Origin of the sequence: Aureimonas sp. AU20, assembly GCF_001442755.1 — a bacterium.
Classification (GTDB): Bacteria; Pseudomonadota; Alphaproteobacteria; order Rhizobiales; family Rhizobiaceae; genus Aureimonas.
Map to the genome: position 1 here is coordinate 1 of NZ_CP006372.1, position 22,939 is coordinate 22,939.

21 protein-coding genes and 1 pseudogene are annotated in these 22,939 nt (G+C 60.9%); 11 read left to right on the forward strand and 11 right to left on the reverse strand.

All coding sequences use genetic code 11. The annotated features are described in order from the left end of the window. Nucleotides 1-222: 222 nt before the first annotated feature. Entirely contained in the window at nt 223-1,428 is a 1,206-nt protein-coding gene (locus M673_RS22870; RefSeq protein ID WP_061979092.1) for a replication initiator protein A, read from the forward strand. 979 nt (nt 1,429-2,407) lie between these two features. Here M673_RS22870 and M673_RS24410 read toward each other — a convergent pair. Together M673_RS24410 and M673_RS22880 are read right to left on the reverse strand one after the other, a co-directional pair. Then, nucleotides 2,408-2,716 carry a ribbon-helix-helix domain-containing protein gene (locus M673_RS24410; RefSeq protein WP_148640244.1) on the reverse strand — a complete coding sequence of 103 codons (309 nt, stop codon included), beginning with the start codon at nt 2,714-2,716 and terminating at the stop codon, nt 2,408-2,410. Next, complete coding sequence (locus M673_RS22880) at nt 2,713-3,342, reverse strand: AAA family ATPase (RefSeq protein WP_061979059.1); 630 nt, start codon at nt 3,340-3,342, stop codon at nt 2,713-2,715. The genes M673_RS24410 and M673_RS22880 overlap by 4 nt, the downstream gene beginning before the upstream one ends. An 88-nt stretch (nt 3,343-3,430) precedes the next feature. Between M673_RS22880 and M673_RS22885 the strand changes: the two genes are divergently transcribed. Further along, a complete protein-coding gene (locus M673_RS22885; RefSeq protein ID WP_061979060.1) occupies nt 3,431-3,625 on the forward strand; it encodes a hypothetical protein in 195 nt (64 codons plus the stop codon). Nucleotides 3,626-3,694: 69 nt separating this feature from the next. Here M673_RS22885 and M673_RS23905 read toward each other — a convergent pair whose 3' ends face one another. Next, entirely contained in the window at nt 3,695-4,786 is a 1,092-nt protein-coding gene (locus M673_RS23905; protein ID WP_187301376.1) for a helix-turn-helix transcriptional regulator, read from the reverse strand. An 866-nt stretch (nt 4,787-5,652) separates the two neighbouring features. On the opposite strand from M673_RS23905, the gene M673_RS23910 reads away from it, so the two are divergent. Further along, complete coding sequence (locus M673_RS23910; protein ID WP_082640094.1) at nt 5,653-5,892, forward strand: hypothetical protein; 240 nt, start codon at nt 5,653-5,655, stop codon at nt 5,890-5,892. A 398-nt stretch (nt 5,893-6,290) separates the two neighbouring features. Further along, the gene (locus tag M673_RS23915; RefSeq protein WP_244493300.1) at nt 6,291-6,875 is read left to right on the forward strand and encodes a helix-turn-helix domain-containing protein; all 585 of its coding nucleotides are present in this window, start codon (nt 6,291-6,293) and stop codon (nt 6,873-6,875) included. Nucleotides 6,876-7,033: 158 nt separating this feature from the next. Here the strand turns inward: M673_RS23915 and M673_RS24415 are convergent, their stop codons facing one another. Beyond that, nucleotides 7,034-7,288, reverse strand: coding sequence for a hypothetical protein (locus tag M673_RS24415; RefSeq protein ID WP_148640245.1), 255 nt, complete (start codon nt 7,286-7,288; stop codon nt 7,034-7,036). Here M673_RS24415 and M673_RS23920 point away from each other — a divergent pair. From M673_RS23920 to M673_RS22900, 4 genes and pseudogenes are all read left to right on the forward strand, one after another. Further along, entirely contained in the window at nt 7,275-7,529 is a 255-nt protein-coding gene (locus M673_RS23920; protein WP_082640102.1) for a FitA-like ribbon-helix-helix domain-containing protein, read from the forward strand. The genes M673_RS24415 and M673_RS23920 overlap by 14 nt on opposite strands. After that, nucleotides 7,526-7,947 (forward strand): annotated as a pseudogene (locus tag M673_RS22895) (type II toxin-antitoxin system VapC family toxin). Before M673_RS23920 ends, M673_RS22895 begins: the two are co-directional and overlap by 4 nt. 997 nt (nt 7,948-8,944) lie before the next feature. Further along, nucleotides 8,945-9,088 carry a DUF1127 domain-containing protein gene (locus M673_RS23925; RefSeq protein WP_082640095.1) on the forward strand — a complete coding sequence of 48 codons (144 nt, stop codon included), beginning with the start codon at nt 8,945-8,947 and terminating at the stop codon, nt 9,086-9,088. Between the two features lie 408 nt (nt 9,089-9,496). After that, a complete protein-coding gene (locus M673_RS22900) occupies nt 9,497-10,081 on the forward strand; it encodes a YqaA family protein (RefSeq protein ID WP_061979062.1) in 585 nt (194 codons plus the stop codon). A 117-nt stretch (nt 10,082-10,198) separates the two neighbouring features. Here M673_RS22900 and efeO (M673_RS22905) read toward each other — a convergent pair whose 3' ends face one another. Genes efeO (M673_RS22905) through efeU form a run of 4 tightly spaced genes read right to left on the reverse strand, consistent with a single transcriptional unit; the run spans nt 10,199 to nt 14,398 of the window. Next, nucleotides 10,199-11,014 carry an iron uptake system protein EfeO gene (gene efeO, locus M673_RS22905; RefSeq protein WP_061979063.1) on the reverse strand — a complete coding sequence of 272 codons (816 nt, stop codon included), beginning with the start codon at nt 11,012-11,014 and terminating at the stop codon, nt 10,199-10,201. Nucleotides 11,015-11,028: 14 nt separating this feature from the next. Then, nucleotides 11,029-12,345 (reverse strand): iron uptake transporter deferrochelatase/peroxidase subunit, encoded by a 1,317-nt coding sequence (gene efeB, locus M673_RS22910; RefSeq protein WP_061979064.1) that lies wholly within the window; start codon nt 12,343-12,345, stop codon nt 11,029-11,031. After that, nucleotides 12,342-13,544, reverse strand: coding sequence for an iron uptake system protein EfeO (gene efeO, locus M673_RS22915; protein WP_061979065.1), 1,203 nt, complete (start codon nt 13,542-13,544; stop codon nt 12,342-12,344). Before efeO (M673_RS22915) ends, efeB begins: the two co-directional genes overlap by 4 nt. Nucleotides 13,545-13,564: 20 nt before the next feature. Continuing rightward, on the reverse strand, nt 13,565-14,398 hold the full coding sequence (gene efeU, locus M673_RS22920) for an iron uptake transporter permease EfeU (RefSeq protein WP_061979093.1): 834 nt from the start codon (nt 14,396-14,398) through the stop codon (nt 13,565-13,567). Between the two features lie 323 nt (nt 14,399-14,721). Between efeU and M673_RS22925 the strand changes: the two genes are divergently transcribed. Beyond that, nucleotides 14,722-15,249 carry a hypothetical protein gene (locus M673_RS22925; RefSeq protein WP_061979066.1) on the forward strand — a complete coding sequence of 176 codons (528 nt, stop codon included), beginning with the start codon at nt 14,722-14,724 and terminating at the stop codon, nt 15,247-15,249. Nucleotides 15,250-15,557: 308 nt separating this feature from the next. Here the strand turns inward: M673_RS22925 and M673_RS22930 are convergent, their stop codons facing one another. After that, a complete protein-coding gene (locus tag M673_RS22930) occupies nt 15,558-15,962 on the reverse strand; it encodes a host attachment family protein (RefSeq protein ID WP_061979067.1) in 405 nt (134 codons plus the stop codon). Between the two features lie 156 nt (nt 15,963-16,118). After that, nucleotides 16,119-16,337, reverse strand: coding sequence for a hypothetical protein (locus tag M673_RS22935; protein ID WP_061979068.1), 219 nt, complete (start codon nt 16,335-16,337; stop codon nt 16,119-16,121). A 525-nt stretch (nt 16,338-16,862) separates the two neighbouring features. Here M673_RS22935 and M673_RS22940 point away from each other — a divergent pair. Next, a complete protein-coding gene (locus tag M673_RS22940) occupies nt 16,863-17,465 on the forward strand; it encodes a GIY-YIG nuclease family protein (RefSeq protein ID WP_061978982.1) in 603 nt (200 codons plus the stop codon). An 84-nt stretch (nt 17,466-17,549) separates the two neighbouring features. On the opposite strand, the gene M673_RS22945 is transcribed toward M673_RS22940, so the two are convergent. Beyond that, on the reverse strand, nt 17,550-18,278 hold the full coding sequence (locus M673_RS22945) for a hypothetical protein (protein ID WP_061978983.1): 729 nt from the start codon (nt 18,276-18,278) through the stop codon (nt 17,550-17,552). A 431-nt stretch (nt 18,279-18,709) separates the two neighbouring features. Here M673_RS22945 and traA point away from each other — a divergent pair, with 431 nt between their 5' ends. Further along, nucleotides 18,710-22,669 (forward strand): Ti-type conjugative transfer relaxase TraA, encoded by a 3,960-nt coding sequence (traA, locus tag M673_RS22950; protein WP_082640096.1) that lies wholly within the window; start codon nt 18,710-18,712, stop codon nt 22,667-22,669. The last annotated feature ends 270 nt before the right edge of the window (nt 22,670-22,939 follow it).

Here is a 22,939-nt window from a genome sequence, read left to right on the forward strand (position 1 = left end):
TTATAAATGAACAAGCACGAATGGGATAATCTGAAGGATTTCCTATTCGTGCTGTTTGGCCGCCTTTAAATTATTCTTCTCGTGGAAAGACTGGTCGTGTTTTTCCATCGCCGCTGCGAATGGTGAGTGTTGCGTATACGATATTAGACATCGAACGCATATTTCCGATATGTCTTATCATCTGGCTTCATTGGCACCGGTTTGCCGGTCACGGTCTTGTTCATGAGCAGGCATAAACTCGATCTCTTGGCGCGCGAAGCCTTTGCGGCCCTCTCGCTCCACGAGAAGAACGCCTACCTCCAGGGTGTGGTCAAGGAGATCCAGACTGCCCGCGCAGAAGCGTTCGAGCCTCTGGACAAGGATGCGCTAAGCCGCCTGCGCCGCTTCTACTCGCGCCGCAGCTTTGCCGATCTCCAACTCGAAAAGATCGCCAACGAGCGCCTGCGGGCCGCTATGGGGAAATGGGGCGAAGCCATTCACCTAGGCGAGGTTCAGAAGGCCATCACGCACGAGGCGCCTAGCCAAGTTCGCCCTATCAAGCGGGCTGCGCCGCTCGATGACGATCAGCTCTCCTTCTTTGTCCCGACGGTGCATGACGCGCCGGTCAAGGACGATCTCAACCTGATGGATATCGCCCCCTTCTCGTTGTCGAAGACCGTCAAGGGCGGCGTTTTGCGATACGAATTGAAGGACAGCATCGTCACGATCGAAGGCGGTGCCGAGGTCGGACTGGCGACAGCCTACGACTACGACATCTTCATCAACATGGTTTCGCATCTCGCGGCCGAGATGCGCGACTATGGGATCGCTCAGAAAAAGGGGTTGCGGCCGACTATTCCCGCTCGCGTCTATCGCCCTGCAGCAGCTGAGCTTTTGAAATTCTGCCGGCGCGACCTCGGGGGCAAGCAATATCTAGAACTGGAGAAGGCTCTCGATCGCCTGCAGGCTACGCGCATCAAGATCACCAATCTGAGTGATGGGAAACGTCGTGAGACCGAAGCCTTTCCGCTCATTGGGCATTTCAAGGTCGTATCGCGCACTGTCCAGGACAAGATTGATCAGGTCGAGATCGAGATCCCGGGCTGGGTCTATGAAGGCGTTGTCACCCCTTCTGGGAAGCCATCGATCCTGACGCTCAATCCCGATTATTTCCTGATTGCCCGCCCCCTAGCAAAATTCATCTATCGTCTCGCACGAAAGACTGCTGGAGAAGGAGAGGCCTTTTACCGCGTCGACGACGTTCACGTGCGGAGCGGCTCGCGATTGCCACCTCATAAATTCGCACAAGCACTCGAACGATTGGTCGAGGGAACGAAGGAGGATCCTCTTCCCGACTATAATTTGGAGTTGCGAAAAGGGGATAGAGGGCAAGTGCTCTATATGAGCAAGCGATTGGACACGATGACCGAGATCAGCGGGAAGGACTGACAAAACACCGTACTTCAGTCCGCGATGGTTTGACAAAAAGAGGCTGCAGCTTTCACTGCGCCATGTCAAAATGCCGTACATCAGTCCGAGCAGCTTTGACAAAATGGCCTGCGTGGCCTTCTCCAAGAACTGCCAAAACGCCGTACATCAGTCCGCCCGGTTTTGACAAAAATTCTGGCGCTTGCAATCGATCAACGTCCTTCTGGTGAAAGGCTAAACCGTACATCACTGCCAAAAAAACCGTACATCATTCTGTCAACGCCGTACATCATTCCGTCAAAACCGTACATCACTCCCAAAATCACCTTTAAGGCTTTGATTCAATAAGGATATTTTCTCTAAAACTAAAGAAAAAACTAGAAAAACGTCCAAAAACCTCCAGCGCGCGAATTTTGACAAAAATGACGGAATTTTCCGGGGCTGGTTTTTTCGAAGAAAAAGCCCCGCTTAGCCCCGGCAATGGACCTCAGAACTCTCAGAAATCAGCCCGACGAGATGCACGTCGTAGTCTGTAGCAGACCCTAGATCAGTGAACGCCTAGTCACATAGATCAGCTGGAATTGTCCTCTTTGAAGAGACATCCAAGGATCCCATCGTCTCTGCTAAGACCCCTCTTTACCTCGCTTGAGTCATGACGCTCCTGCGTTGCGTCGCTCGTGCATCATGCACCCCAGAGAGGGTTCTCGAATGAATAGATAGTTCGCCTTTCACCGACCAAACAAGCTCGCCCCTGTGCTTCGAAAAGCGGGCCTGGAAGAAGCTTGGCACGTTGCGGTAGGAAATGAGCGATACCCTGCGAAGACGCACGGGAGGGCGATTTTGGCAATTTATGAAGCCACCCAATGGCTGGTCTGCGCCGAGGCAATCAATTTCGACGTCATAGCGTTTTAAATTAACATCGGTGAGTCGGTTAAAACTAGGTTCGATGAGTTACGGGCCGGAGATAACGAAGGGCGCAATGGTGGCCCTAATCGCGGTTTCATCGCGCTCTGCTTCTCTCATCAGGCGTTACCTTCATTGCAATCTCAGGCAAATTGCGGCTCCTGAAAAGCAGGTTCAGGCTTTCGACAAAAAGGTCGCCGATTGGGGTTCCCTCATTGGCGGAGAGGATCTTCAGAGCGCGATGCGTTTCCTCGTCCACCTTCGCAAGAACGGCTTTGTAAGACGTCGTCTGATCACGAGTTGCAGAGCGCGGAGCGCCCTCGAGGGTCTGCTGCTCGACTTCGACTGAGGCAATCACTCCACCCTTCTTCGGGGCAAGGCTGGCAATGCTAGGTCGCTTCGTCACTTCATGCGCTCCTTCAACTCGCGCCACAAAATCACACACTCTCGCGCAGCCTTCCCCTCTGGCTCGTATTCGCCGGCGCTCGATCCAGACAGGAGGGCATGGGAGAAGGCTGCACGTTGCCCGATCGTCGCCTTACAGACGTCTACTGGCAGACTGGCGAGGTAACCCCTCGCCTCCTTCACAATCGAAGCCTCGCCACCTGTCATGCCCGGAGGCGCACCAGTGATGACTGCGATGGCTGGCTTCTTCAGCGTCCGCGCCATGCTGATCGTGCTTTCGGCAGCTCGCAGATCAAAAAGGCTCGGACGAACGGGGATCAACACAAGGTCGGCTAGGCGCATGGCCTCGGAGATCGACGCCTCGTTGTGCGGCGGTAGATCGATGATGCTCCAGGCGAACCCTTCGGCATGAGCGGTTTCGGTAACCCCACGGATCCCGTTCTGGGGTGCTGCCACGACATAGGGGCGCTCAGCTTCCCGCAGTTCGTACCAAGCCGAAGCCGATCCCTGAGGATCGGCGTCTACGATGACGCATCCACCATCGGCATCAGCGAGACCCGCTATATGAACGGCCGTGGTGGTCTTGCCCGAACCGCCTTTGCGGCTCGCTATCGCCAACGTTTGCACTTCTTCACCGTTCCACTATTTGACCGTTTAACCGATTTACAGAAGAAGCTTGTTCAAACCTGGATCGCGCCCTCGAAGGTGCATTGCAATGGACGATCTGATCGACATTGAGTCGTCGCATCTTCGCGACACACTTGAAAACTCTGGAGTCAGCGCGGAGATCCTCGCCAAGAGCAACCGCCGAAAACTCGTCCCACATGATCGAGCAAAGTACCGCTGGCGCAACCAGATTGAGCGCCTCTTCAAAAAGCCGAAGAGGTTACAAGGCGACGCCGCCTGCTAAGACATAATCCCTAAATAATATATTTAATTATCAATATCGCATCATTTTCTCCATCTAGTATTGTGCGGTTTAAAGTTGATTTTTTAGGGCAGAGAGGCTGCTTATTGAAACGAGAAAATCTGTTTGTCGAGAAAAACCAGTTTTTCTTAGAATGGCCTTTACATGCGTCCTGACCGTGTTTTCTGAAGTACTTGTCTCTTGAGCGATTTGATTTACATTCAAACCGATGCTGAGCTTGGAAGCAATGACTGCTTCAGTAGCAGTCAAGTCGTACAGCCAGCGGAGGAATTCTGGCGCCGCGCCAGCGTTCTCCCTCGGCTGTGCGAGCACAAGAAGCGTAGCATCGGAGCCGAGAAGATCCATCGCTTGGCGGCAGGCTGGAACGGTGTGAAGCACGCCGACAACTCCTTCACTAGACGTGACGGGGATGGAGCGCACAATTGGATTGTCCGAACTCGTAGTTGACAACGCCTGTTGCAAAGCTTTGTCTGCTCGTCGATCAGCTAAAGATATGCGACCCAAGGCGCGTGTGATGAATACGGTGTCGATCAAGTCATCGAAAAGGGCGTTCGTCGCCAATAATCCCTTGCCCCGCTGTATAACAGCCGCTGGGATGCCAATCATCTGTAGCGCAGCGGTGGTGTTTGCCGCCACGCGCATTTTCAATCGACTTGTCAGCGAAACAGACCGACTGAGGTGAGGGCGCAGATGGTCGAGCCAGCCAATATCTGTCGGCGTAAAATAACCCGCTTTCATACCTCGATCGACTGAGAAAACTGCGAGATCGCCCTTAGCGCCTGAAATAACCGTAGCGGCCGTATAAACTATATCATGCGGGCGAAGGAAGTCTTGAACAATCGGCAGCGAGTCGTACTCACCGTTTGCAACGTCGCTATCCTGGATGAAGCCAGGGTGCGCGCGGCTGATCAAGCCGTCCAGTCGCGGATTCTTCTCAGCCCATCCGCCAGCGATGTAGGCTTCCATAATCGGTCGCGTACTCGCGGGTGCATCCCAAGTCAGTTGGCCGTCCGAGAGAGTAAACAGGGATCCACCGCGGGCATTCATTCTGCGTGCCATGCGATCGATAACCTCTGGCCATGTCTCAGGTATGAGAGCAGCGGTGTAGATTAGCTCGATAAGCTCGGCTTCGTACGTGTCCATAGGCATTCCCTAACGGTATGATGTCGAAAAGTTCTCATCAAAACGTTTGCATCAAGTTTATACCAACCCACTGTTAAGACCTGGTTTGTAACGCATTCGGTCAAGTTTATGAACTGCTTCATGGCGCGACGTCCCTGGATCAACTGCCCGACGTTTCGACGGTTGGTAGATAGCCGCACCACAGCGCACTTCTTCCACCAACAGCTTTGAGACATCGGCGCCCGGCTGCCGTTCAAGAGCGGCTGCCTGAAGCTTCTATCGCCTGCCCGGGCCTGATCACCCATAACTGCAATCGGGTCGAGCGACCTTGGATCCGGCTAAAGCGTAGCGCGCCATCGTCACGTGCTACCAGGACCGCCGCCAGCTTCCTCTGTCTCGCTGCCGCTCCCGACGGCGTTGAACGCTAACGGATTCTGATCGCAAAACGTTTTTCATGTCGGATAATTGTCCGATCAAGGAGGTAGGGTCTGCCATGCGCCTCGCACCGATGGATCGTGCTAAACGATAAAACGGTATTTAGAAAAATCGGTTAAACAGTTATAATTAAATTATTTAACCAAGATGCGTTGCGTCATCTAAGCCGTTTGCATCTCACGGCTGCTTTGGTGAGGATCATTACCTCAACCTGATTTCTAGGATCAGATATAACCGTACCGAGCGTAGACGGCTCAGAAATGGCCTTGCCATCTCCCGTCATAACGGCGAGGCGTCAGGGCCTCCCTAGCAATGACGCGAAAGGCAAGCGGAGCGACATACGACGTTGTCGCCTTGCCCCAGGCTGATGCTTTCCTTCACACGGTGCCTGGCTTTGTCCAGAGAACTCGCTTATCGTACACACCTAGGTGCCATCGAACCGAGTCGCTGCCATGAATGCATCCAGAAGCCGAGCCGCTGACAATGCCCGTATCCGCGCACGTCGTCGTGCGGAGGGTCTGACCGCGATCGAAGCGATACTGCATCGTGACGACGTTGCGTTGCTGGACGAGCTCAAGGCACATCTAGGCGTTGGCTCTCGTTCGGAAGTCCTGCGCATCCTGATCGCGAAGGCTGACCGCACCACTCTTTCACCGGCCGACGTAGCAATGCTCTCTCAGAGCGCCGCATGACGCCGGCCCACCTCAAGACGGAGACGCCATAGGCAGAGAAAAGGCCCCGAAGCGGGAGCCGCCTGGAGCCTAATCTGAGTTCGTGGATGTCCTCAGAATTACGCCCCTTCGCCTTCATCGTCAAATGAAATCGCGGCTTCCCGCCACGGCCTCGCTTTGCCTTCGCGCAGGAGAGACCAGTGACGGCAGAACGATACCGTGCGCCCCTACGCCAGGGAGCGCGAGCGGCTGGGTATGGTCATGATGGCCACACCCTAACGGACCTCTTTGCGCTCGCTGGAGGATCATCCAGTGAGCCGCATCCCGACTTCCTCGCCCGGGCCGCCATTTGGCGCGACCATGCGGCGGGCCTGATCTCACGCGCCGAGGCTTCGCGCCGGTCAGCAGCGATCGGCGCCATGGTTGCCTCGCCCCAGCCTGAAGCCTCGTTGCGTTTGAAACGCAGTCAGCGCCCCCGCCATGCGCGTCCTTCTCCGAACGAGAGCCGCCAATATGCCGGCGACATGGCAACGACGGCTGCTCGTGACGATCGGCTCACGCCAAACGCCAAAGCCTTCCTGCAGGTGCTCCGTGCTCGATGCGGAAAGGGCAGGGAGACGACCATCACTAAGGGCACGATGGGCGCTGTGATGGCGCGCTCGGCTCGCACGATCCGCCGTTACCTCGTGGACCTCGTGCGTTTTGGCTATGTCGAGCTGGAGACGCGCCGGAATGCCCAGGGGCTTCATCTCGGCCTCACGGTGCGGATCACGGAGAAGGTGCTGCCGTTCTTCGAAGAGGCGAAGGGGCTGGCACGGTGGCTGGCCGAGACCCCCAAGGCGGCATTTCTCCCTTTTTCCGGGTCGGTTCTTTCAGGAAAAGCAGGGGTGACACTCCTGACACCCAAAAACCAATCTCTCAATCATCCCTCTTATCAGGCCCGCAAAACGGGCGATAGAACGGCATCGAAGATCGGGTTTGGGGCGAACGCCGCGCCAATCTGAAAGTGCGAGAAATCCGAGCCACCAATCGCAGAGCGTTTTTCGTACTGGATAAAGCTCCGATCGAGAAAGCACAGGCCGACACATGCCTTGCGTTGATGGACTTGTTAAATGATGAAACGGTAAATTGATAAATCGGTTAAAGAGTGATAAATTTATAATTAACGGAATATTTGACGCGATTTAAGCTGTTTGAATTTTTCGGTTTGCGTTGCCGAGAAATTCGGATCGGGTCCGTGCCAATCCCGCTCGATCACTTCCTCGACTAAGGATGCCAGCCCCTTGGCGTGATGGAATCCATAAGCAGAAGGGGACGTTTCCACCTTCGGGAACTTGGCCTTGTGCGTTGCCATCAACCTTCTCAGATTGATAGCACCATCGCTTCGACTCGGGGTCGCCACCATGTCAGCTGTCACGATCCGCAATCTTCCCGACGAGACGCATCGTGCGCTGAAGTTGCGCGCGGCGCAGCACGGCAGGAGCGCCGAGGCAGAAATGCGTGCCATTCTCGAGGCAGCTGTGCGCCCCGAGACCCGCCTTCGGCTTGGCACCACTCTATTCGAACTTAGCCGGAAGGCCGGTTTGACCAATGCGGATATTGACGCGCTCAATGGGGCGAGGAAACAGGCACCAGCTGAACCGATTGCGCTCGGATGATCCTTCTCGTCACGAACGTCATCTCGGAAACGATGCGGCCGGAGCCGAACCTGGCAGTTCTGCGTTGGATCGATGAGCAGTCCGCCGACACGCTTTACCTCTCCAGCGTGACGATTGCCGAACTCTTGTTCGGCGTGGCCTCCTTGCTTGACGGCCAGCGGCGGCGGCGCCTCACTGCGGCCCTGAACGGCCTCCTACCGCTTTTCGAGGGCCGCGTGCTGCCATTCGATACCGAGGCAGCTCGGCACTATGCCGATCTGGCCGTTAAGGCCCGCACCGCCGGTCGAGGTTTTCCGTGTTGGACGGGTACATCGCCGCAGTTGCAATCTCGCGCGGCTTCATCGTCGCCACCCGTGATCGAAGTGCCTTCGATGTTGCTGACGTTGCCATGATCGATCCGTGGGAGGCCCGTGGCTGAGAGGGGTCTTCAGATTAAAGATAGCAAGGCGACCTCTGGGCCGTGCTTGCTGTCTAGCGCACTGGTGGCACAGTGGCTTCGAGGAGAAGACGGCGCCGGCTAGAATGCGAGATTGGTCGACATGACAGGTTCAGGGGGTGGGGATCGCGCTCTGGTCGTTGCGCTCCTCAAGCTCCTAAAAGGGTCTCGGCCATAAAGGGTGACGATCACGAACGCTAATTGCAATCGCGGTCGATCCTTTCCCACAGATTGGGGGAAGACGCTCATAGGGATTGCAAAACTCGACGCCCATCGGAGCAAAACCCTTAGCGTTCCGGGTCAGAAGAGTGAGGCCTCGCGCATGGGCCGTTGCAGCGATCGCGACGTCCGCAAATCCGGGATCGCTTCCAGCGTCTCGGGCACGATCCATTGAGAGGAGCTGCTGCCTGTGCGGCGGCGAGATCGAAGGGTAAGATACAGGCCGCATACAGGTGTTCGATCGTCAGCCACCAGTCTCGCAGGGCGCTTGCTTTGCTAGATGCGCCTTTGCGTTCGAGCTTGGCAATTGGGGAGGATGCCGGGCGCTCTGCCCGGCGACCCTCAAGGCTTTCGCCGCGCCGCCGATCTAGCCGGGCTTCGCGACAAGTGCGTGACAGGATCGAGACCATGTCGCAGCCCCTCGCGCGAGTGCGCGGGACGATCATAGAAAATTCCCAGGCGCAAAGTGGATCGCTCGCTCGGCCGTTCTCGGCGGTTGGCGACGCGCAAAGGCCACGCTTCACGCAAAGTGGTGGCGGCGTTCAACACCATGGTGGACCTTTTTGTGAGACGGCCGGGCGCGATCCATGCGCAGGCTGCATGTCGTCCGTGCAGGTGGCCGATAGCGAAGAGACGCAGGGCTCCCCTTCGGTCTTTGCGCTACTATCGAGCGTAGGCGAGGCGTAGGTTCTGGGCATCGAAAGAACACGAACGCGCTGGCCACCACCGATGAGAGGCCGGACAGACAAGGAAGCCCACCATGAACCTCGCTCGCTCCTTCAACGCTTGGCGCCAGTATCGCAGCACCGCCAACGAGCTGAACCGCTTGTCGCAGCGCGAACTCTCCGATCTTGGCATCTCGCGCTCCGAGATCCCGGACATCGCCCGCCAGTCGGTGCGCTAACAGTTTTACGCTTTCGTCCCGGCCGGTCCTCCCCCGGCCTGCGGCGACCCGGCCAAGAGGTTCCTCCCACCCTTGGCCCTAAGCTGACGCCCTTGCCGGTCCTCCCCCGGCAAGGGCGTTTTCGTTTGGACCGGTCGCCTCACACCAAGCGCCGGTATCAGCAGTTTCAACCGATCAGGCGGACCCCTTGATCTGCCCCAATGGGGCCGGCTGCCTGAATGAGAGCCTGAGGAGCGTCAATCTCGCGATTGCCGGAACCTGTTCAGCCTAGCTGAGTTTTGACCACCCCAGCGCTTGACCCACATGGGAGGCGTTCGCTAGGCGTGGCTTTACCAAGGCGGACTTACGACCGCTTCTGTTTCGCAAGGTCTCTCCGGGATCGTGTCGCAGCCATCCCAGGGGACGTGCATGCTGAGAAGACTCTACGACTGGACCATGCGCCTAGCTGCGCGGCCTCGCGCTGCCTATGCTCTTGGGGCAGTTTCCTTTGCAGAAAGCTCGTTCTTTCCGATCCCGCCCGACGCACTGCTGATCCCGATGGTGATCGCCAAGCGAAGCCAGGCATGGCTTCTGGCCTTCATCTGCACGGTCACATCGGTTCTGGGAGCGCTCTTCGGCTACTTCATCGGCGCCGTCCTGTTCGAGGAAATCGCACGGCCGATCCTCGCCTTCTATGGCTACGCCGACGAGTTTTCAGATTTCGCCGTCACCTACAACGAGTGGGGCGCCTGGATCGTTCTGATCGCCGGCGGCCTGACCCCGTTCCCCTTCAAGGTCGTCACCATCGCCAGCGGTGCCACCGCGCTGAATCCAGTCGTGTTTCTCCTGTCGGCCATCGCTGCGAGAGCCGTCCGCTTCTACGTCGTCGCTGGTCTTCTCTACTGGTTTGGCCCACCCATCCGGGACTTCATCGAAAAGCGCCTAGCGGTCGTATTCAGCCTGGCACTGGCAGCCTTGATCGGAGGGTTCGTAGCGGTCCGTCTGTTCGTTTAGCCTTCTTCGCCACCCATCCTACGAACAGGCTCGATGCAGAGCCTGTTCGTAGGAGCGAGAACGGCGAAAATGGCCAGACCTAAGCTCCTGGGGCCAGAGCGGCCGGGCGATGCAGGTTCAGTTCAGGCCGAGCTTGCCGCGCAGCGTCGAGAGATTTTCGGCCAGCAAGTTGACGTTGGCAGCCAGGACCTTGCGATCCTCGTCCGTTAGCTTCTCGTATTTCTCATAGCCCGTGCTGGTCCGATATTTGTCGAGAGTCGTGTCAACGGTGGCAAAACTCTTGTCGACCTTGCCGACAAAGGCCGTGTCGCCCTTCTCGATGAGCGGACGGACGAGTTCGTAAATCTTCTTGGAGCCGTCAAAATTGCCCCGGAAGTCCCAAAGGTCGGTGCCGCTGTAGCGGTCTTCCTCGCCGGAGATCTTGGTTGCGGCGACCTCTTCCATCAGGGCGGCGGCTCCGCCCACGACCTTCTCCGGCGGCAGGGTCAGGTCGGCGATACGCTTCTCCAACTCGGTCACGTCCGCCAGCAGCTTGTCGGCGATAGGCGCCAGCCCTTCGGTGGAGTTCTGCGAGAACAGACCGTATTCCAGGCGGTGGAAGCCCGTGAAGCCTGGATCCTGCTCGTGTTTCTCATGGTCGTCGGCGCGCGAGTCGATCGAACCGTCGAGATCGCTGAAGAGTTCGGCGATCGGCTCCACCGCCTCGTAGCTCATCCGCGTCGGCGCGAAGAGCATCTTCGCCTTCTCCAGCTCGCCTGCCTTCACGGCATTGGTGAAGGCCTTCGTGTCCTTAGCGAGCTGCGCAAGCTTCTCGGAGACGTAGATCTTGTACTCGGCCACCGGTTGCACGATGTCGAGCGGCGAGACTTCGGCCTGGGCGGGGCCTGCCAGAAGGACGGCCAGCGCCGCGCCACGCAGGAGAGAGGTCTTCATGAGTCAGGTCTCCGTTAAGATTTGCGACTGGCTGCCGCTTCGAGAAGCAAGCGGCCGAGAAAGTCCTCGCCGTCCCGGACGCCGGGCAGGGTGAAGAAATAGCCGCCGCCGACCGGTTTGATGTATTCCTCGAGCGGCTCGCCATCGAGCCGCCTCTGGACCGCGATGAAACTCCGTTCGAGATCGGCCTGATAGGCGATGAAGAGCAGGCCCTGGTCGAGCTGGCCGTTCTTGGTGACGCCGTTGGAATAGTTGAAGGGACGACGCAGCATCAGGCTGGCCCGCGCCTCCGGCGTGCGCGGATTGGCAAGGCGGATATGGGCGTCGAGCCGGGTAAGCGCGCCCTCGGGATCCCGGCCGTAGTCCGGCACGTGGCTCTCCGTCGTGCCGCCGTCCAGCGGCGCGCCGCTGGCTTTGCGTCGGCCAAGGATCGCCTCCTGCTCGCCCAGCGGCGTGCGGTCCCATCGTTCCACGAAATTACGGATGATGCGGACCGCCTGATAGGTGCCGTCTCTAGCCCAGTCCGGTTCGTTTCCCGCGTCCCCGACCCAGACGACGCTCTCCATCATGGCCGCGTCGCGCGAGTCTGGATTGGCCGACCCATCCCGAAAGCCCAGGAAATTGCGCGCACTCTCATGCGTCCCGTCGCGGCTCGGCGGCAGGATCGGCACGGTGCCTTCCTGCTTCCAGCGGATCACCAGAAGGTCTGGAAGCGATTTGATGATGTCGCGCAGCGCATGGATCGTGGCGTCCGGCGTGTTGGCGCAGATCTGGAGCGAAAGGTCGCCGTGGCATAGCGAGGCGTTCAGGGCGTCGTTCCGGAACTGCGTCATGCGCTGCAAGCGTCGCGGCGCCAGGGGCGCCAGCCACGGACGCTGGTCGAAGAAAGAATGGCCGAGCGACAGCGTCATGGTCAGGTTATCGGCAGCCGGGACGGGGCCGAGAATGCCGGAATCGGCTGGCGGCAGCTTCGGGTCGAGTTCGGGCACCGGGCCGCCTGCCATCAGGAAGCGAAAGCGCTCGGTCAGGGTGCGCAGCAGCCGCTCGACGTCCTCCGGGCTCTCGGCCAGCGTATCGAAGGAGGCGATCATGCCGGCGGCGGGTCTGGGCGTGACGATGCCGCTCTGATGGCGCCCTTCGAACGGTTGAACCTCTCGCGCCCGATCGCTGCGAGGCACTTCGGACACCTGCTCGTCTGGCTTCGGGCCTGCCGAGACGCCGGCGGGGCGAAGCGCCACCGCGGCGGCCGTCGCGCCTCCGGCAAAGCCGACGAGGAGCCGACGCCGATTGGTGACGAAGCCGGAGTTCGAGGTTCTGGTGTCGCCCGTCATGCGCCGTCCTGCCCGAACCCGACCGCTGCGTTGAGCTGGTCCATCACCTGGCCGAGCGCTTTCACACCATCGACCAGCGCCGCGCGCTGGAGCTCCGGCATGGTGCGCACGTCGGGATAGCGGTCGCCCTCGCGAAGCGCCGCGAGTTGTCCGTTCACGCTTGCGAGCGCGGATTCCACCGCGCCAAATTGCCCGGGCGCGGCGTCGGTCGCCACGGGCTTGACGAGCGTCACGATCTTAGCGACGCCGGCAAGGGTCGCCTCTGCGTCGGCCAGGTCGCTATGGGCGTAAAGCTCGGCCCCGCCGGCGGAGAGCGTGTCGGCGAGAGCGCCGAGGCTTCGCACCGCACCTTCGCCCATCGTCTCGGGTCGCAGTCGCAGAGCGCGCAGACGGGCCTGAAGCGTGTCGACATCGGCGACGAGCCGCGCTGAGATCGGAGCCAGCCCGTCGAGCGTGCCGCGCGCGAACAGCCCGTATTCGATGCGGTGGAAGCCGGTGAAGGCGGGGTCCTCCTCGCGCTTCTCCAGATAGGTGGCGAGCGGATCGATTGCGTTGGCAAGGTCGCCGATGCGCCCGGCGACGGGCGCGAGCCGGGCATAGGGCGCCCGCGCCTCGGTATAGAGCGCGCGCGCAGCCGCGAGATCCCCGGCGCGGATCGCCTCGTCGAGCGCTGCCACGTCGCGCGCCAGGGCGCGAGACTGAAGCGCCACGAAGACCTGATACTCCGCCAGCGGGCCGATGAAGGCGGTCAGCGCCGGGCGCTCGTTCGCGCCTCCGGAGTCAGCGGAAGGGGTTACGGTCAAGATGCCGCGAGGATTGGACAGGAGGCCGCAGGTGACGGCGTATTCGCCGGGCCGCAGCCGTGCGGCCAAGGTCTGAGACAGGCCGGGCGCGATGTTCTCGCGCTCCTCCAGCACCATGACACCGTCGAGGATCTCCCATTCCACGGCACGGTCGGTCTCGTTCACGACCCGAAAAAGCGTGCGTCCGGCGGGGACGGTCAGTGCGTTCGGTTGGCAGCGATTGTCCCGCAGCGTGACGGTGACAGCCCCGTCGCTCTGGCCAGCCGCGCGCGTGGCTGCGAGCTGCGAGGCATAGGCGAAGGCGCCGAGCCCGGCGAGCATCAGGAGGCCGGACCCGGCTGCCCCCCACAGAAGGAGCCGGTTCGAGCCGCCGGATGGAGGGGTGGACCCTGACATGATTGATCCTTGGGTTCGGCTCAACTCAGCGCGGCGGCGGGGCGCCGACCCGGCGTAGAGGGTCGCAGGAAGGCGGTGAGCGTCACCGCGAGGTAGGCGACATAGACCAAGAGCTCCCCGACCGTCGGGTCTGCGAGATAGCCGAACAGGCCGGACAGGATGCTACCCGGCAGTCCGTCCACGGGCAGGACAGGGCTGAGGTCGAAGACGACCGTCTGAAGCGCGTTCCATACCCCGGCCTCGTGCAGATGGCGCAGCGCGCCCGACAGGATGCCCGCTGCGACGAAGAGAATGAACACGCCTGTCCAACGGAAGAAGCGCCGGAGATCCAGCCGCACGCCTCCGGCATAGATGCCGTAGCCGATGAGAGCCGAGACCACGAGGCCGAGCAGCGCGCCCAGCGGCCCCGAGGCGCCGGGGCTCTGTTGGAAAATTGCCAGGAGGAAGAAGACTGACTCCAGTCCCTCACGTGCCACCGCGAAGAAGACGAGGCCGACCAGCGCTAGGCCGCGCGTGCGCGAAGCCGAGAGCGCTGTGTCGATCGAGCTTTGCAGCTCGGTCTTCAGCGAGCTGGCGGCGCGGCGCATCCACAGGACCATGGAGGTGAGGATCCCCACGGCCACGAAGCCGACCAGCGCTTCGAACAGCTCTTGCGTGCGCTGCGGGAATTCAGCGCTCGCCAGCTGCAGGCCGGCGCCGACGAAGAGAGCCAGGGCTACGGCCAGGAAGATGCCGATCCAGACCGCCGGCATCCAGACACCGCGCCCGGTACGCGAGAGATAACCCGCGACGATCCCCACGATCAGGGCGGCTTCTAGCCCTTCGCGAAGCATGATGAGGAACGGGACGAGCATGGCCGGACACGAAGCGAAGAGGGACAAAAACGGGACCTTTCCCGTCTCGCCCTCTTAATCCTTCACGAAATTGTCAGCAATTGCTATGTTCTAAAACGGTTCTAAGAACCTCGCGCCAGTGGCTTCTCTCGGGCGGGTTTTGGGCTTCATCTGGCGATACGTTTAAATGCTCCCGGCGAGCCTATGACGCCCCTTTCATGCCTGATCTCGATGGTCTCGCTCCACCCTGTTGAACATCCGTCGAACAGCCGTCCACGTCCAGACAAGGCTTGGTGTCGATCATGTCCAACAGGTGATCAACGGGTGTTCAACGGGTGTATGGCATGGCTGAAGACTGGTTGACCTACAGTGAGTTAGGCGAGCGTCTTGGCGTATCATCTGAAGCGGCTCGGCAGAAGTCCATGCGCCTTCGCCTGCGCAAACAGTCCGGAAACGATGGCAAGGTGCGGGTCTGGGTCGATTGGCAGGACGTTGCCGCTAGCACGACGGCGCGCAAATCCAAGGACGACGAGACCGACGAAACGGCCGATGAACAGGCGTACGACGAGCGTACGATCGCGGCTCTCGAAGCGCATATCGAGAGCCTTCGGGAGGCTGTCCAGCGTGGAGAGACCGCGTTCCATGCCGAACGCGCCCGAGCCGACGACGAGCGCGCTCGAGCGGATCGGGAGCGTGACCGAGCCGACGCCGAACGGGGCAGGGTAGACGAGCTTCTACGTCGGGTCGCAGACCTCGCGACCGGGGCCGTCCAACAGGCGGACAACGACCGTCGAACGGGCGAAGACCTAGCGCGCCTGCGGGCCGAGCTGGAGCAGATGCAACGTCCATGGTGGAAGCGTCTCGTAGGATGAACGGGTGTCGGACGAGCGTTGAACAGGTGTTGAACAGGTGTTGAGCGCCCTCGAGATTTCAGTAGCTTGTATCTGAGATATCAGAGCATGGATGAGAGCGGATGGAGAACGAGATGCCGTGCCAACGGGAATGGAACACCTGCTCTCATTCGCTTGGCGCTCCTGGGAGCACATGGTCTGCATGACCAACGCCGTCCGGCTGGGAGTGAAGTCTCTCTAGCTCGCCTGTTCGCGTCAAAATCTTGGAACGACAAAGGCGCCGCTCAAACGAGCGACGCCTCCAAATAAACGACCTCAGTTCGAGGACATCAGGCAGCTGCGATGGCCTTCTCGATGTCGCCGCTGGTCTGGCCCGTGAGATCCTTCGAGATCTCGCCAACAAGGGCCTCCTTCAGCTTGACATGATAGTGCTTACGCATCTCGCCGAGCGCCCTCGGAGCGGCGATCACCACGAGCTTCGATAGTTTGCCGGAGATGGCTTGGTTGTTCAGGATGTCAATCACGCCGGTCACGAAGCCGTCTTCGTCCTGCGTGTTGTCGTCCGGGTTGGCCGAACTGCTGGCGTGGCCTTTGCCCCCGCTCTTGTTGTCGGTGTTGACGGCTTCTGCAGGCAGTGCGGTGAGGCTCGGGTTGGCTTCGTCGCCGCTGTTGCGAAAGAGGCTGAGTTTCTGGCCATCGACAACTGCAACCGTCGCACCGTTGGGAAGCTGCATCATAATTCTCCGTTCTGAAGCCGCGAGGAATATCGCTGCCTTTGAACGGACCTAACGCCGAGGCGCCCTGATCGCTCCGGACCAATCGATCCGAAGCAGTTCAGAAACGTCCCTACCCTCCGCGGTGGTGCCTTTCCTTCCTAAGGGGCATTGCCGCTAACTCTCGACACGGTTGCCCAGCACGCAGACCACGGGCTTGTTCCCGGCCAGGCGCCGCAGGACGCGGAAGCCGTGCGCGGGATCGGCGCGCCAGACGTCGCCGGCGCAAACCAGGACGTCGAAGTCGGGGGGCGTGGGGGCGAAGGCATCGGGGTGGGGAAGGGTCTCCAGATGGAGATCGGACAAGATCCAAAGCCGGGCGATCGTGTTGGTCATCCGCGTTATCCGATGGCGTGGGGGGCGGCGGCTCTCACCAGCGCCCTTGTTCCGCTTCGAGGCGCCTCGGATCGCGTCCGACGTCGGTCGCTGGACCGGCCTCGACGGGCGGGTACCGACGCAAGCGGTTTGTCACCGGCGCGACGCTCAAAGAGCGGCATCAGGGCATCGTGGTGTCGGCCACGCAATGGCCACCCGAGAGCGATGCGGCCGTCGTCGACGCGGGAGGGGAGGGCGGATCCGCCGAACGGCCGGATGCTCGGCGCGCGGTCGCACACAGAGGCGGACAGGGGGAAGGCGGAGCGCTGTTCATCCTCGGCCTGCAGCATGAGCCCTCGTCCTTCCATCCAGGCCAGGCAAAGCGTAGCGGCTGACGGTTCTTGGCGCCATCCGGATCGGCGCGCGATGCGATGCATCAGCGGCATCGTGGACGCCAAGGTTCGGGCCCAATCGGAGCGATGCGGTTGAGAGAACGAGACAGGGAGGGAGAGGGGGAACTTCGTTCAGGAGAGAGAGGAAGACCCCATGCCCTGTTTGGCCTTTTTGGAACCGCATGAACTGGCGATCGAAGACCTGTCGGTGGACGGCAGCCTGTTGTTTGACGAGGAGGATCTGCGCTCGCTTGATGATGCGCGTCTGTGTGCCTACGCAATGGGGTACGCAGGCACGGCGGGCACGTTCCACGACGCTCCGGATCCCTACGCTCCGACGTATTGGGTGTACGCGATCTGCCGACCGGATGGGACGCCGTTCTATGTCGGGATGACGACGTGTCTGGAGCGTCGCTGGCAGGAGCATCGCGCCAGCATCGACGAGTTGCCAAAGTTGCGTGAGGATCTGGCCGGTGAGCCCAATCCTCACGCCGACACGATGCTGAGGTATCGTCGGATCCAGCAGATCGCGACCCATCTCGCAGACGGCACGGGGCCGATCTTCCGGCAGCTGGGCGAGGCGGGGTCGTGCAAGGAAGTGCTGGCGCTGGAAACGACCTGGGTGCACCGGATGACGGCACAGGGGCACAAGCTTCTGAACCCCGGCGCACACCGCGCCATTCCCAAGCACTACCGCAGCCATCGCCGCTACGAGCGGAAGTACCATTGCGACGCCGCTCAGGCCGGGACGCGGTGAGCAATCCCATCCGACCGGTTCGGGATGGGCATCGGGGCAGGGAATGGGCCAGGGAACGGGACGGTGGAAAGCGCTTTCGCCGTCTCAGTCGCTGGCGCGGGCAAGCGTCTCGAGAGCGGCGGCGAACTCGGCGGCGAGGAGGGGCTCGCAGCGTTCCGCCTCCTCACGCCGTTGACGGGCTCGCATCCTCTCCTCGACCCACCGCTCGGTCGCCTCGTGCAACCCGGCAGACGCGCCAGCCTGAACCGGGTTCTCGGGGTGACCACCGCCCGCTTGGTGAAGGGCGACCTGCACCAGCATGGCCAGGCGTCCCACCGCCTCCGGTTCGTCGGCCCGGTCAACAGGCTGGAGCATGCGCTCGACGATGTGAAGCAGGGGGAGCGACCCATGCTTTATCCAACCCTCCAGAACAAAGCGCAGGTGCAGGGACACGGATGCCAGTTCGTCGAACCCGACGCGGCCATCGGCATCGGTCTGCAGGCTGAGAACGCTCGCCATGCGCTCGGCGCCCATCCCGAAAGCGGCTTGCAGGATGGCGGGATCGAACACGTCGATCGCACCCTGGTCAGAGGCATGCAGTCCGATGCGTCGCTCGCGAAGAGCTTGATCGATCCAGCGATCGCAACGAGGGCCGACGGGGCCACGCTCGGGCATCAGCCAGACGAAGCACTTGGTGTCGTAACGCGAGTCAAACCCGCACGTGATCTCATGCTCGTCCGCGAAGGCGAACGCCCCGCCTTCTCCCGTTTCCTGGCAGACACCGGGCTCGCCACGAGCAAATCGCCGATAGGCGTCGATGGCAGCGTCCTGCATGCGGTGGCTCCTTCCTTTTCCGTCCGGTTCCCGCTGCGCCTCTTCGGGCTCGCTCGGACGAGCAGCGAAGAGGGCCCTGACATTGCGACGCATCAGCACGAGCGGCGTGTCGAAGAGGCTCGCTCGCCAGGTGCTTCTTTCCTGTTTTCTTGGCCGATCTGATGGAGGTTTGGAAGCCGCTCAAAGGGTGTTTCGCCGCGATCCCGGCGACGCATGCCGTGCCTCGCAGGACCCTGCTGTTTCCTCTCTTCTGCCTTTTCCTAGCGGTCTCTCCGGAGCGGAGCGACCGCTTTCAAACGGAGACCGCTTCGCGGTCGCGCTGGTATCTAGTAGCGAAGCTAATAGCGCACTTAGCTGTTGCTTTTCGCAACAGACCCTTGCTAGGCTCCAAAACATGCCGCTGACGCGGCCTTTCTGCGTTTGGGGGTGGTTTGGCGATCTACAGCTACCGCCAGTCAGTGATCTCGGGTGGCAGCGGCAGATCTGCCGTGGCTGCGGCCGCCTATCGCCACTCTGCCCATATGGAACGTCAGATCACCCATCGGACCCACGATTATTCCGAAAAGAAGGGGACCATTCACTCCGAGATCGCCCTTCCGCCCAATGCCCCGGCCTGGCTGCTGGAGGCCTTTCGCGTTGGGTCCTCCGATCCAGAATCCGCTGCCAACCGGGTCGAAGGTCGTGAAGCTGTTGCCGCCTCGGAAATCCTCTGGAATGCGGTCGAGATCGGTGAGAAACGCCAGGATGCCCGCTATGCCACCGAACTGGTTCTGGCGCTTCCGGTCGAGCTGTCGCGCGAGCAAAACATCGAACTCGTTCGCGCCTTCATCGAGCAGAACTATTCTGCCAAAGGGCGTGTCGCGGATTGGGCCTATCACCTTCCGGAAGGGCGCGAACACAATCCCCATGTTCACATCCTTTCGACCGTCCGGCCCTTGGCAGAAAACGGCTTTGGGCCGAAGGCGACGATCGCCTACGACGATGCCGGTGAACCGCTTCGTACGGCCAGGGGCGATGTGGTCTACGAGAAGTGGTCGGGGTCCAAGGATGAGCTCCGTGCGATGCGCGCGTCCTGGGCCGACGAGGTGAACCACGCTCTTTCGATCGCGGGCTATGACATCACCGTCGATCATCGCTCGTTCGTGGATCGCGACATCCACGAGATCGAGCCGACGCTCCACCGCGGCAAGACCCATCACATGCGGGAGATCACCCCCGAGCATGAGGTTCCCAGGTTCGATCAGGAAGACCGCGCCGCGAACTTCCAGGCGTTCCTCCAGAACCCCTCCCTCGTGCTCGAACACATCACCCGCGAGCAGTCGACTTTCGACACCCGCGACATCGCCAAGGTGCTTCACCGCTATGCCGGTCGAGGAAACGACATCCAGGGCCTGATGCAGCAGGTCGGACTGCTCCCCGAACTGGTGACGGTGCAGGCCCAAATCCACGATCCCGAAAGCGATCGGATCGTCCAGCGCGAGCGCTTCACCACCACCGCCGTTCTGGAACGCGAAGCCCTTTTGCAGGAGCGCATCCACTCCCGCCATCACGACCACAGCTTCGCTGTCGCGCCCGAGGTTCGCGAGGCCGCGTACCTTCGATCCGAGGAAGCCCAGGGCTTCGCCTACTCGCCCGAGCAACGGGCGGCCATCGAACGCCTGACCCGGGACGAAGGCGTCGGCGTCATGGTTGGCATCGCGGGCGCCGGCAAGTCCACCGTGATGCGCGCGGTCAACAAGATCTACCACTCCGAGGAAACCCGTGTTTGGGGCGCGGCGCTGGCGGGAAAAGCCGCTGACAATCTCCAGCAGTCTTCCGGCATCGCGAGCCGAACCCTGGCCTCCTGGGAAAGCTCATGGTCGCGTGGCTTCGATCACCTGAACAAGGGCGACGTGTTCGTCATCGACGAGGCCGGAATGGTCGCGTCCGCGCAGATGCTGCGGGTGATGGAACGCCTGGACGAGTTCGGCGCCAAGGTTCTCCTCGTCGGTGACGCTCGCCAGCTCCAACCGATCGAAGCCGGTGCCGCCTTCCGGTCCATCGCGCATGAGGTCGGCTACGTCGAACTGACCGAGGTTCGCCGTCAGGAACGCGACGATCATGCCCAGGCCAGCGTCCTGTTCGGCGCGGGGCAAACTCGCTCCGCGCTGAGCATCTACCATGGCAACGACGCGTTCCAGTTCCACGAGACCGCCAGCAGCGCCTATCAGTCCGCCATCGAAGGCTGGAAACATGATTGGACTGCCGGCGCCGATGTCGTGATGTTGGCTCACACGAACCGGGACGTGTTGGCTCTGAATGCCTTGGCTCGCGAAGCCATCAGGCTCGATGGTGGTCTCTCTGACGGCGAGCGCTTCGTGACCGCGCGGGGCGTGCGCGAGTTCGCGGTTGGCGATCGCGTGCTCTTCCTCGAAAACGACCGACATCTCGGCGTTCGCAACGGCACGATCGGCGTCGTGGAAGAAATCGTGGAAGGCCGCCTCGGCGTGTCGGTGCCGGATCGTCTGGAGCCCGTCACCGTGTCGCGGGAGGGCTACAACAACATCGACCACGGCTACGCCACGACGATCCACAAGTCGCAGGGCGCCACACACGACCGCGTGCATGTCGTCGCCAGCGGAATGATGGACGCCCAGCTCTCCTATGTCGCCCTATCGCGTCATCGTGAGGAGGTCACGATGCACGTTCCGCTGGATGCCTTCACGCATCCCTCGCGGTCAGAACTGGCGACCCCCGATTACGCCCTCAACCGTCTGGCCATGGACCGGCTGAAGGACACCTCGCTCGATTACGCCCCTACGCTCGACTACACGCAAGCCAGACAGGCTCTGGATGAGCGTCGGGCCTACGAGCAAAGCCTGGCCGGTCGCTTCGATGCCTTCCTCGAACAGCGGGGCTTGCCGCATCCCTCCGACGTGCTCCAATCCGTGCGCGAGTTCGCGAACCAGTTCTTTGAACAAAGGCGTGCTATTCCCGCGCACGAGCAGATCCGAGTTCCGACGGAACGGGCCATTCCAGAACGCGACCCTTCGCATCAGTTCGAACCCGGCGAGGATCTGCGTCATGCCCTGAACCGCCTGGAGCATGTTCAGTCCCATTCCGCCGCCATGAACCACGAGGGCCTGGCACGGCGCTCGGCTTTCTTCACCGCTGAAAACGAGCTGACGCGATCGGTCACGGCCGAGCCGCTTCGCGCCTATGCGGAGACGGTCGCCGCGATCGTTCCGCCCTCTCTCGTCGTGTCGATCGGTCCCCACCTTCCCGACGCGCAAGACGAGCCTCGGTTGGCGCACCTGTCGCCGCCGGTTCTGGACGCTCTCCAGGCGAATTGGCGTGACGTCCACGCGGTCTCGCGAGGGACCTGGGAGCTTGGCCTTCTGGAGACCGTGCGTGCCATCGATACGAGCTACCGTCAGGAGCGAGAAGATCGCTCGGTGCTGCGAGACTACGAGCGGATGGTTGCGGACCAGCTCAAACGGCACGAACGCGTTCCTGAGCCCGTTTTGGAGCACGCAAGGGTGGTCACTCCAGAACACAACGCTGTTCGCGAACAGGAGCCGGTTCGCGTTGTCGAACTGGGTCGTGAAGGCCCAGCATCGACGGAGCCCAAGAGTTACTTCATTCCCGCTGTGACCACATGGTCGATCAGCGTCGATGAGGCGGTCGCGCAGGCTGTCGTGCGAAGCCCAAGCGTCAGCCATTTCGCGGAACATGCACTTGAGTTGGCTCGCCATGTTTGGCGTGAACCAGAAAGCGTTTTGACCCAGGTTAAAGCTGAAATCTCAAGAGCTCCTCAAGACACGACTGCAATCGTGCAGCGTATCAAACAGGAGCCGCATACCTTCGGTGAGCTTATGGGAGGGCGGAACCTGTTTTTCCGACCCGATGACGAGCGTCAGGTTGCTCTCCAACATGCCCCTCGCCTCGGTTCCATGATTTCCAACTACGCTGGAGCAATATCCCGTAGTGAACCGGAAATTCGCAAAAACGAGATCGAGTGGCGCCACGTCATGGAGCAGCCACTTCCTGCTCTGTCGCGCGAAGCTCGCTCCCTTCTGGACGACCTCAATCAGGCCCATTCGTTGAGGACGCCTGCTACACTTGAGCAATCCCATGACTTGTCGCTGAAGGCACTGGCCAACAAGCCGGCATGGGAGGAGTTGCAAAGCTGGAGCCGCGACCTTTCCAGCCGTCTTGCACTCCCTGATGCGGTCGAGCGTATTCCTGGCCTTTCGCGTGAAGACCGCTCTTCGATCCAGCATACCATCGAGGCGGTGACAGTCGCTGAACGCCAGGCAAATGCCACGCAGTCTCGCGAGCGTTCACGCGAATGGCAGATCGAGCAGGAGCGCATCTATAGACATGAACGCGGGCACCAGTGGGAGTACTAGGCCGCAACGATCGCACCCTTTGCCCTCGCAACTTCCCGCGCAACAGCCCCACAAGCCCGCATTGTGTTCCCGAGCTAATTGAGTTCTCAACGCCGTCCAATCGTCAGAGGGGAGATTTCAAAAAGCGCGACCCACCTGACTCGACATCACCCTCCGGCTCGGCCGTCTCCTGGTACACCGCTGCTGGCCCTTAACCCGCTGTTCGTCGCCCAGCATCCTCGACCTCCGTCACCGAAAAAGCCCGCGACGTAGAGTCGAGTTCAGACGCTG

Bases quoted from the DNA above. Each gene is read 5' to 3' on its own strand.
- M673_RS22940 (WP_061978982.1), top strand. From the start codon at position 16,863: ATGCCCTGTTTGGCCTTTTTGGAACCGCATGAACTGGCGATCGAAGAC.
- efeU (WP_061979093.1), bottom strand. From the start codon at position 14,398: ATGCTCGTCCCGTTCCTCATCATGCTTCGCGAAGGGCTAGAAGCCGCC.
- M673_RS22925 (WP_061979066.1), top strand. From the start codon at position 14,722: ATGGCTGAAGACTGGTTGACCTACAGTGAGTTAGGCGAGCGTCTTGGC.
- M673_RS23925 (WP_082640095.1), top strand. From the start codon at position 8,945: ATGAACCTCGCTCGCTCCTTCAACGCTTGGCGCCAGTATCGCAGCACC.
- efeB (WP_061979064.1), bottom strand. From the start codon at position 12,345: ATGACGGGCGACACCAGAACCTCGAACTCCGGCTTCGTCACCAATCGG.
- M673_RS23910 (WP_082640094.1), top strand. From the start codon at position 5,653: ATGAATGCATCCAGAAGCCGAGCCGCTGACAATGCCCGTATCCGCGCA.
- M673_RS23920 (WP_082640102.1), top strand. From the start codon at position 7,275: ATGTCAGCTGTCACGATCCGCAATCTTCCCGACGAGACGCATCGTGCG.
- efeO (WP_061979063.1), bottom strand. From the start codon at position 11,014: ATGAAGACCTCTCTCCTGCGTGGCGCGGCGCTGGCCGTCCTTCTGGCA.
- M673_RS22900 (WP_061979062.1), top strand. From the start codon at position 9,497: ATGCTGAGAAGACTCTACGACTGGACCATGCGCCTAGCTGCGCGGCCT.
- M673_RS22870 (WP_061979092.1), top strand. From the start codon at position 223: ATGAGCAGGCATAAACTCGATCTCTTGGCGCGCGAAGCCTTTGCGGCC.
- M673_RS22935 (WP_061979068.1), bottom strand. From the start codon at position 16,337: ATGACCAACACGATCGCCCGGCTTTGGATCTTGTCCGATCTCCATCTG.
- M673_RS22885 (WP_061979060.1), top strand. From the start codon at position 3,431: ATGGACGATCTGATCGACATTGAGTCGTCGCATCTTCGCGACACACTT.
- M673_RS22945 (WP_061978983.1), bottom strand. From the start codon at position 18,278: ATGCAGGACGCTGCCATCGACGCCTATCGGCGATTTGCTCGTGGCGAG.
- efeO (WP_061979065.1), bottom strand. From the start codon at position 13,544: ATGTCAGGGTCCACCCCTCCATCCGGCGGCTCGAACCGGCTCCTTCTG.
- M673_RS22930 (WP_061979067.1), bottom strand. From the start codon at position 15,962: ATGCAGCTTCCCAACGGTGCGACGGTTGCAGTTGTCGATGGCCAGAAA.
- M673_RS23905 (WP_187301376.1), bottom strand. From the start codon at position 4,786: ATGGACACGTACGAAGCCGAGCTTATCGAGCTAATCTACACCGCTGCT.
- M673_RS23915 (WP_244493300.1), top strand. From the start codon at position 6,291: ATGGTTGCCTCGCCCCAGCCTGAAGCCTCGTTGCGTTTGAAACGCAGT.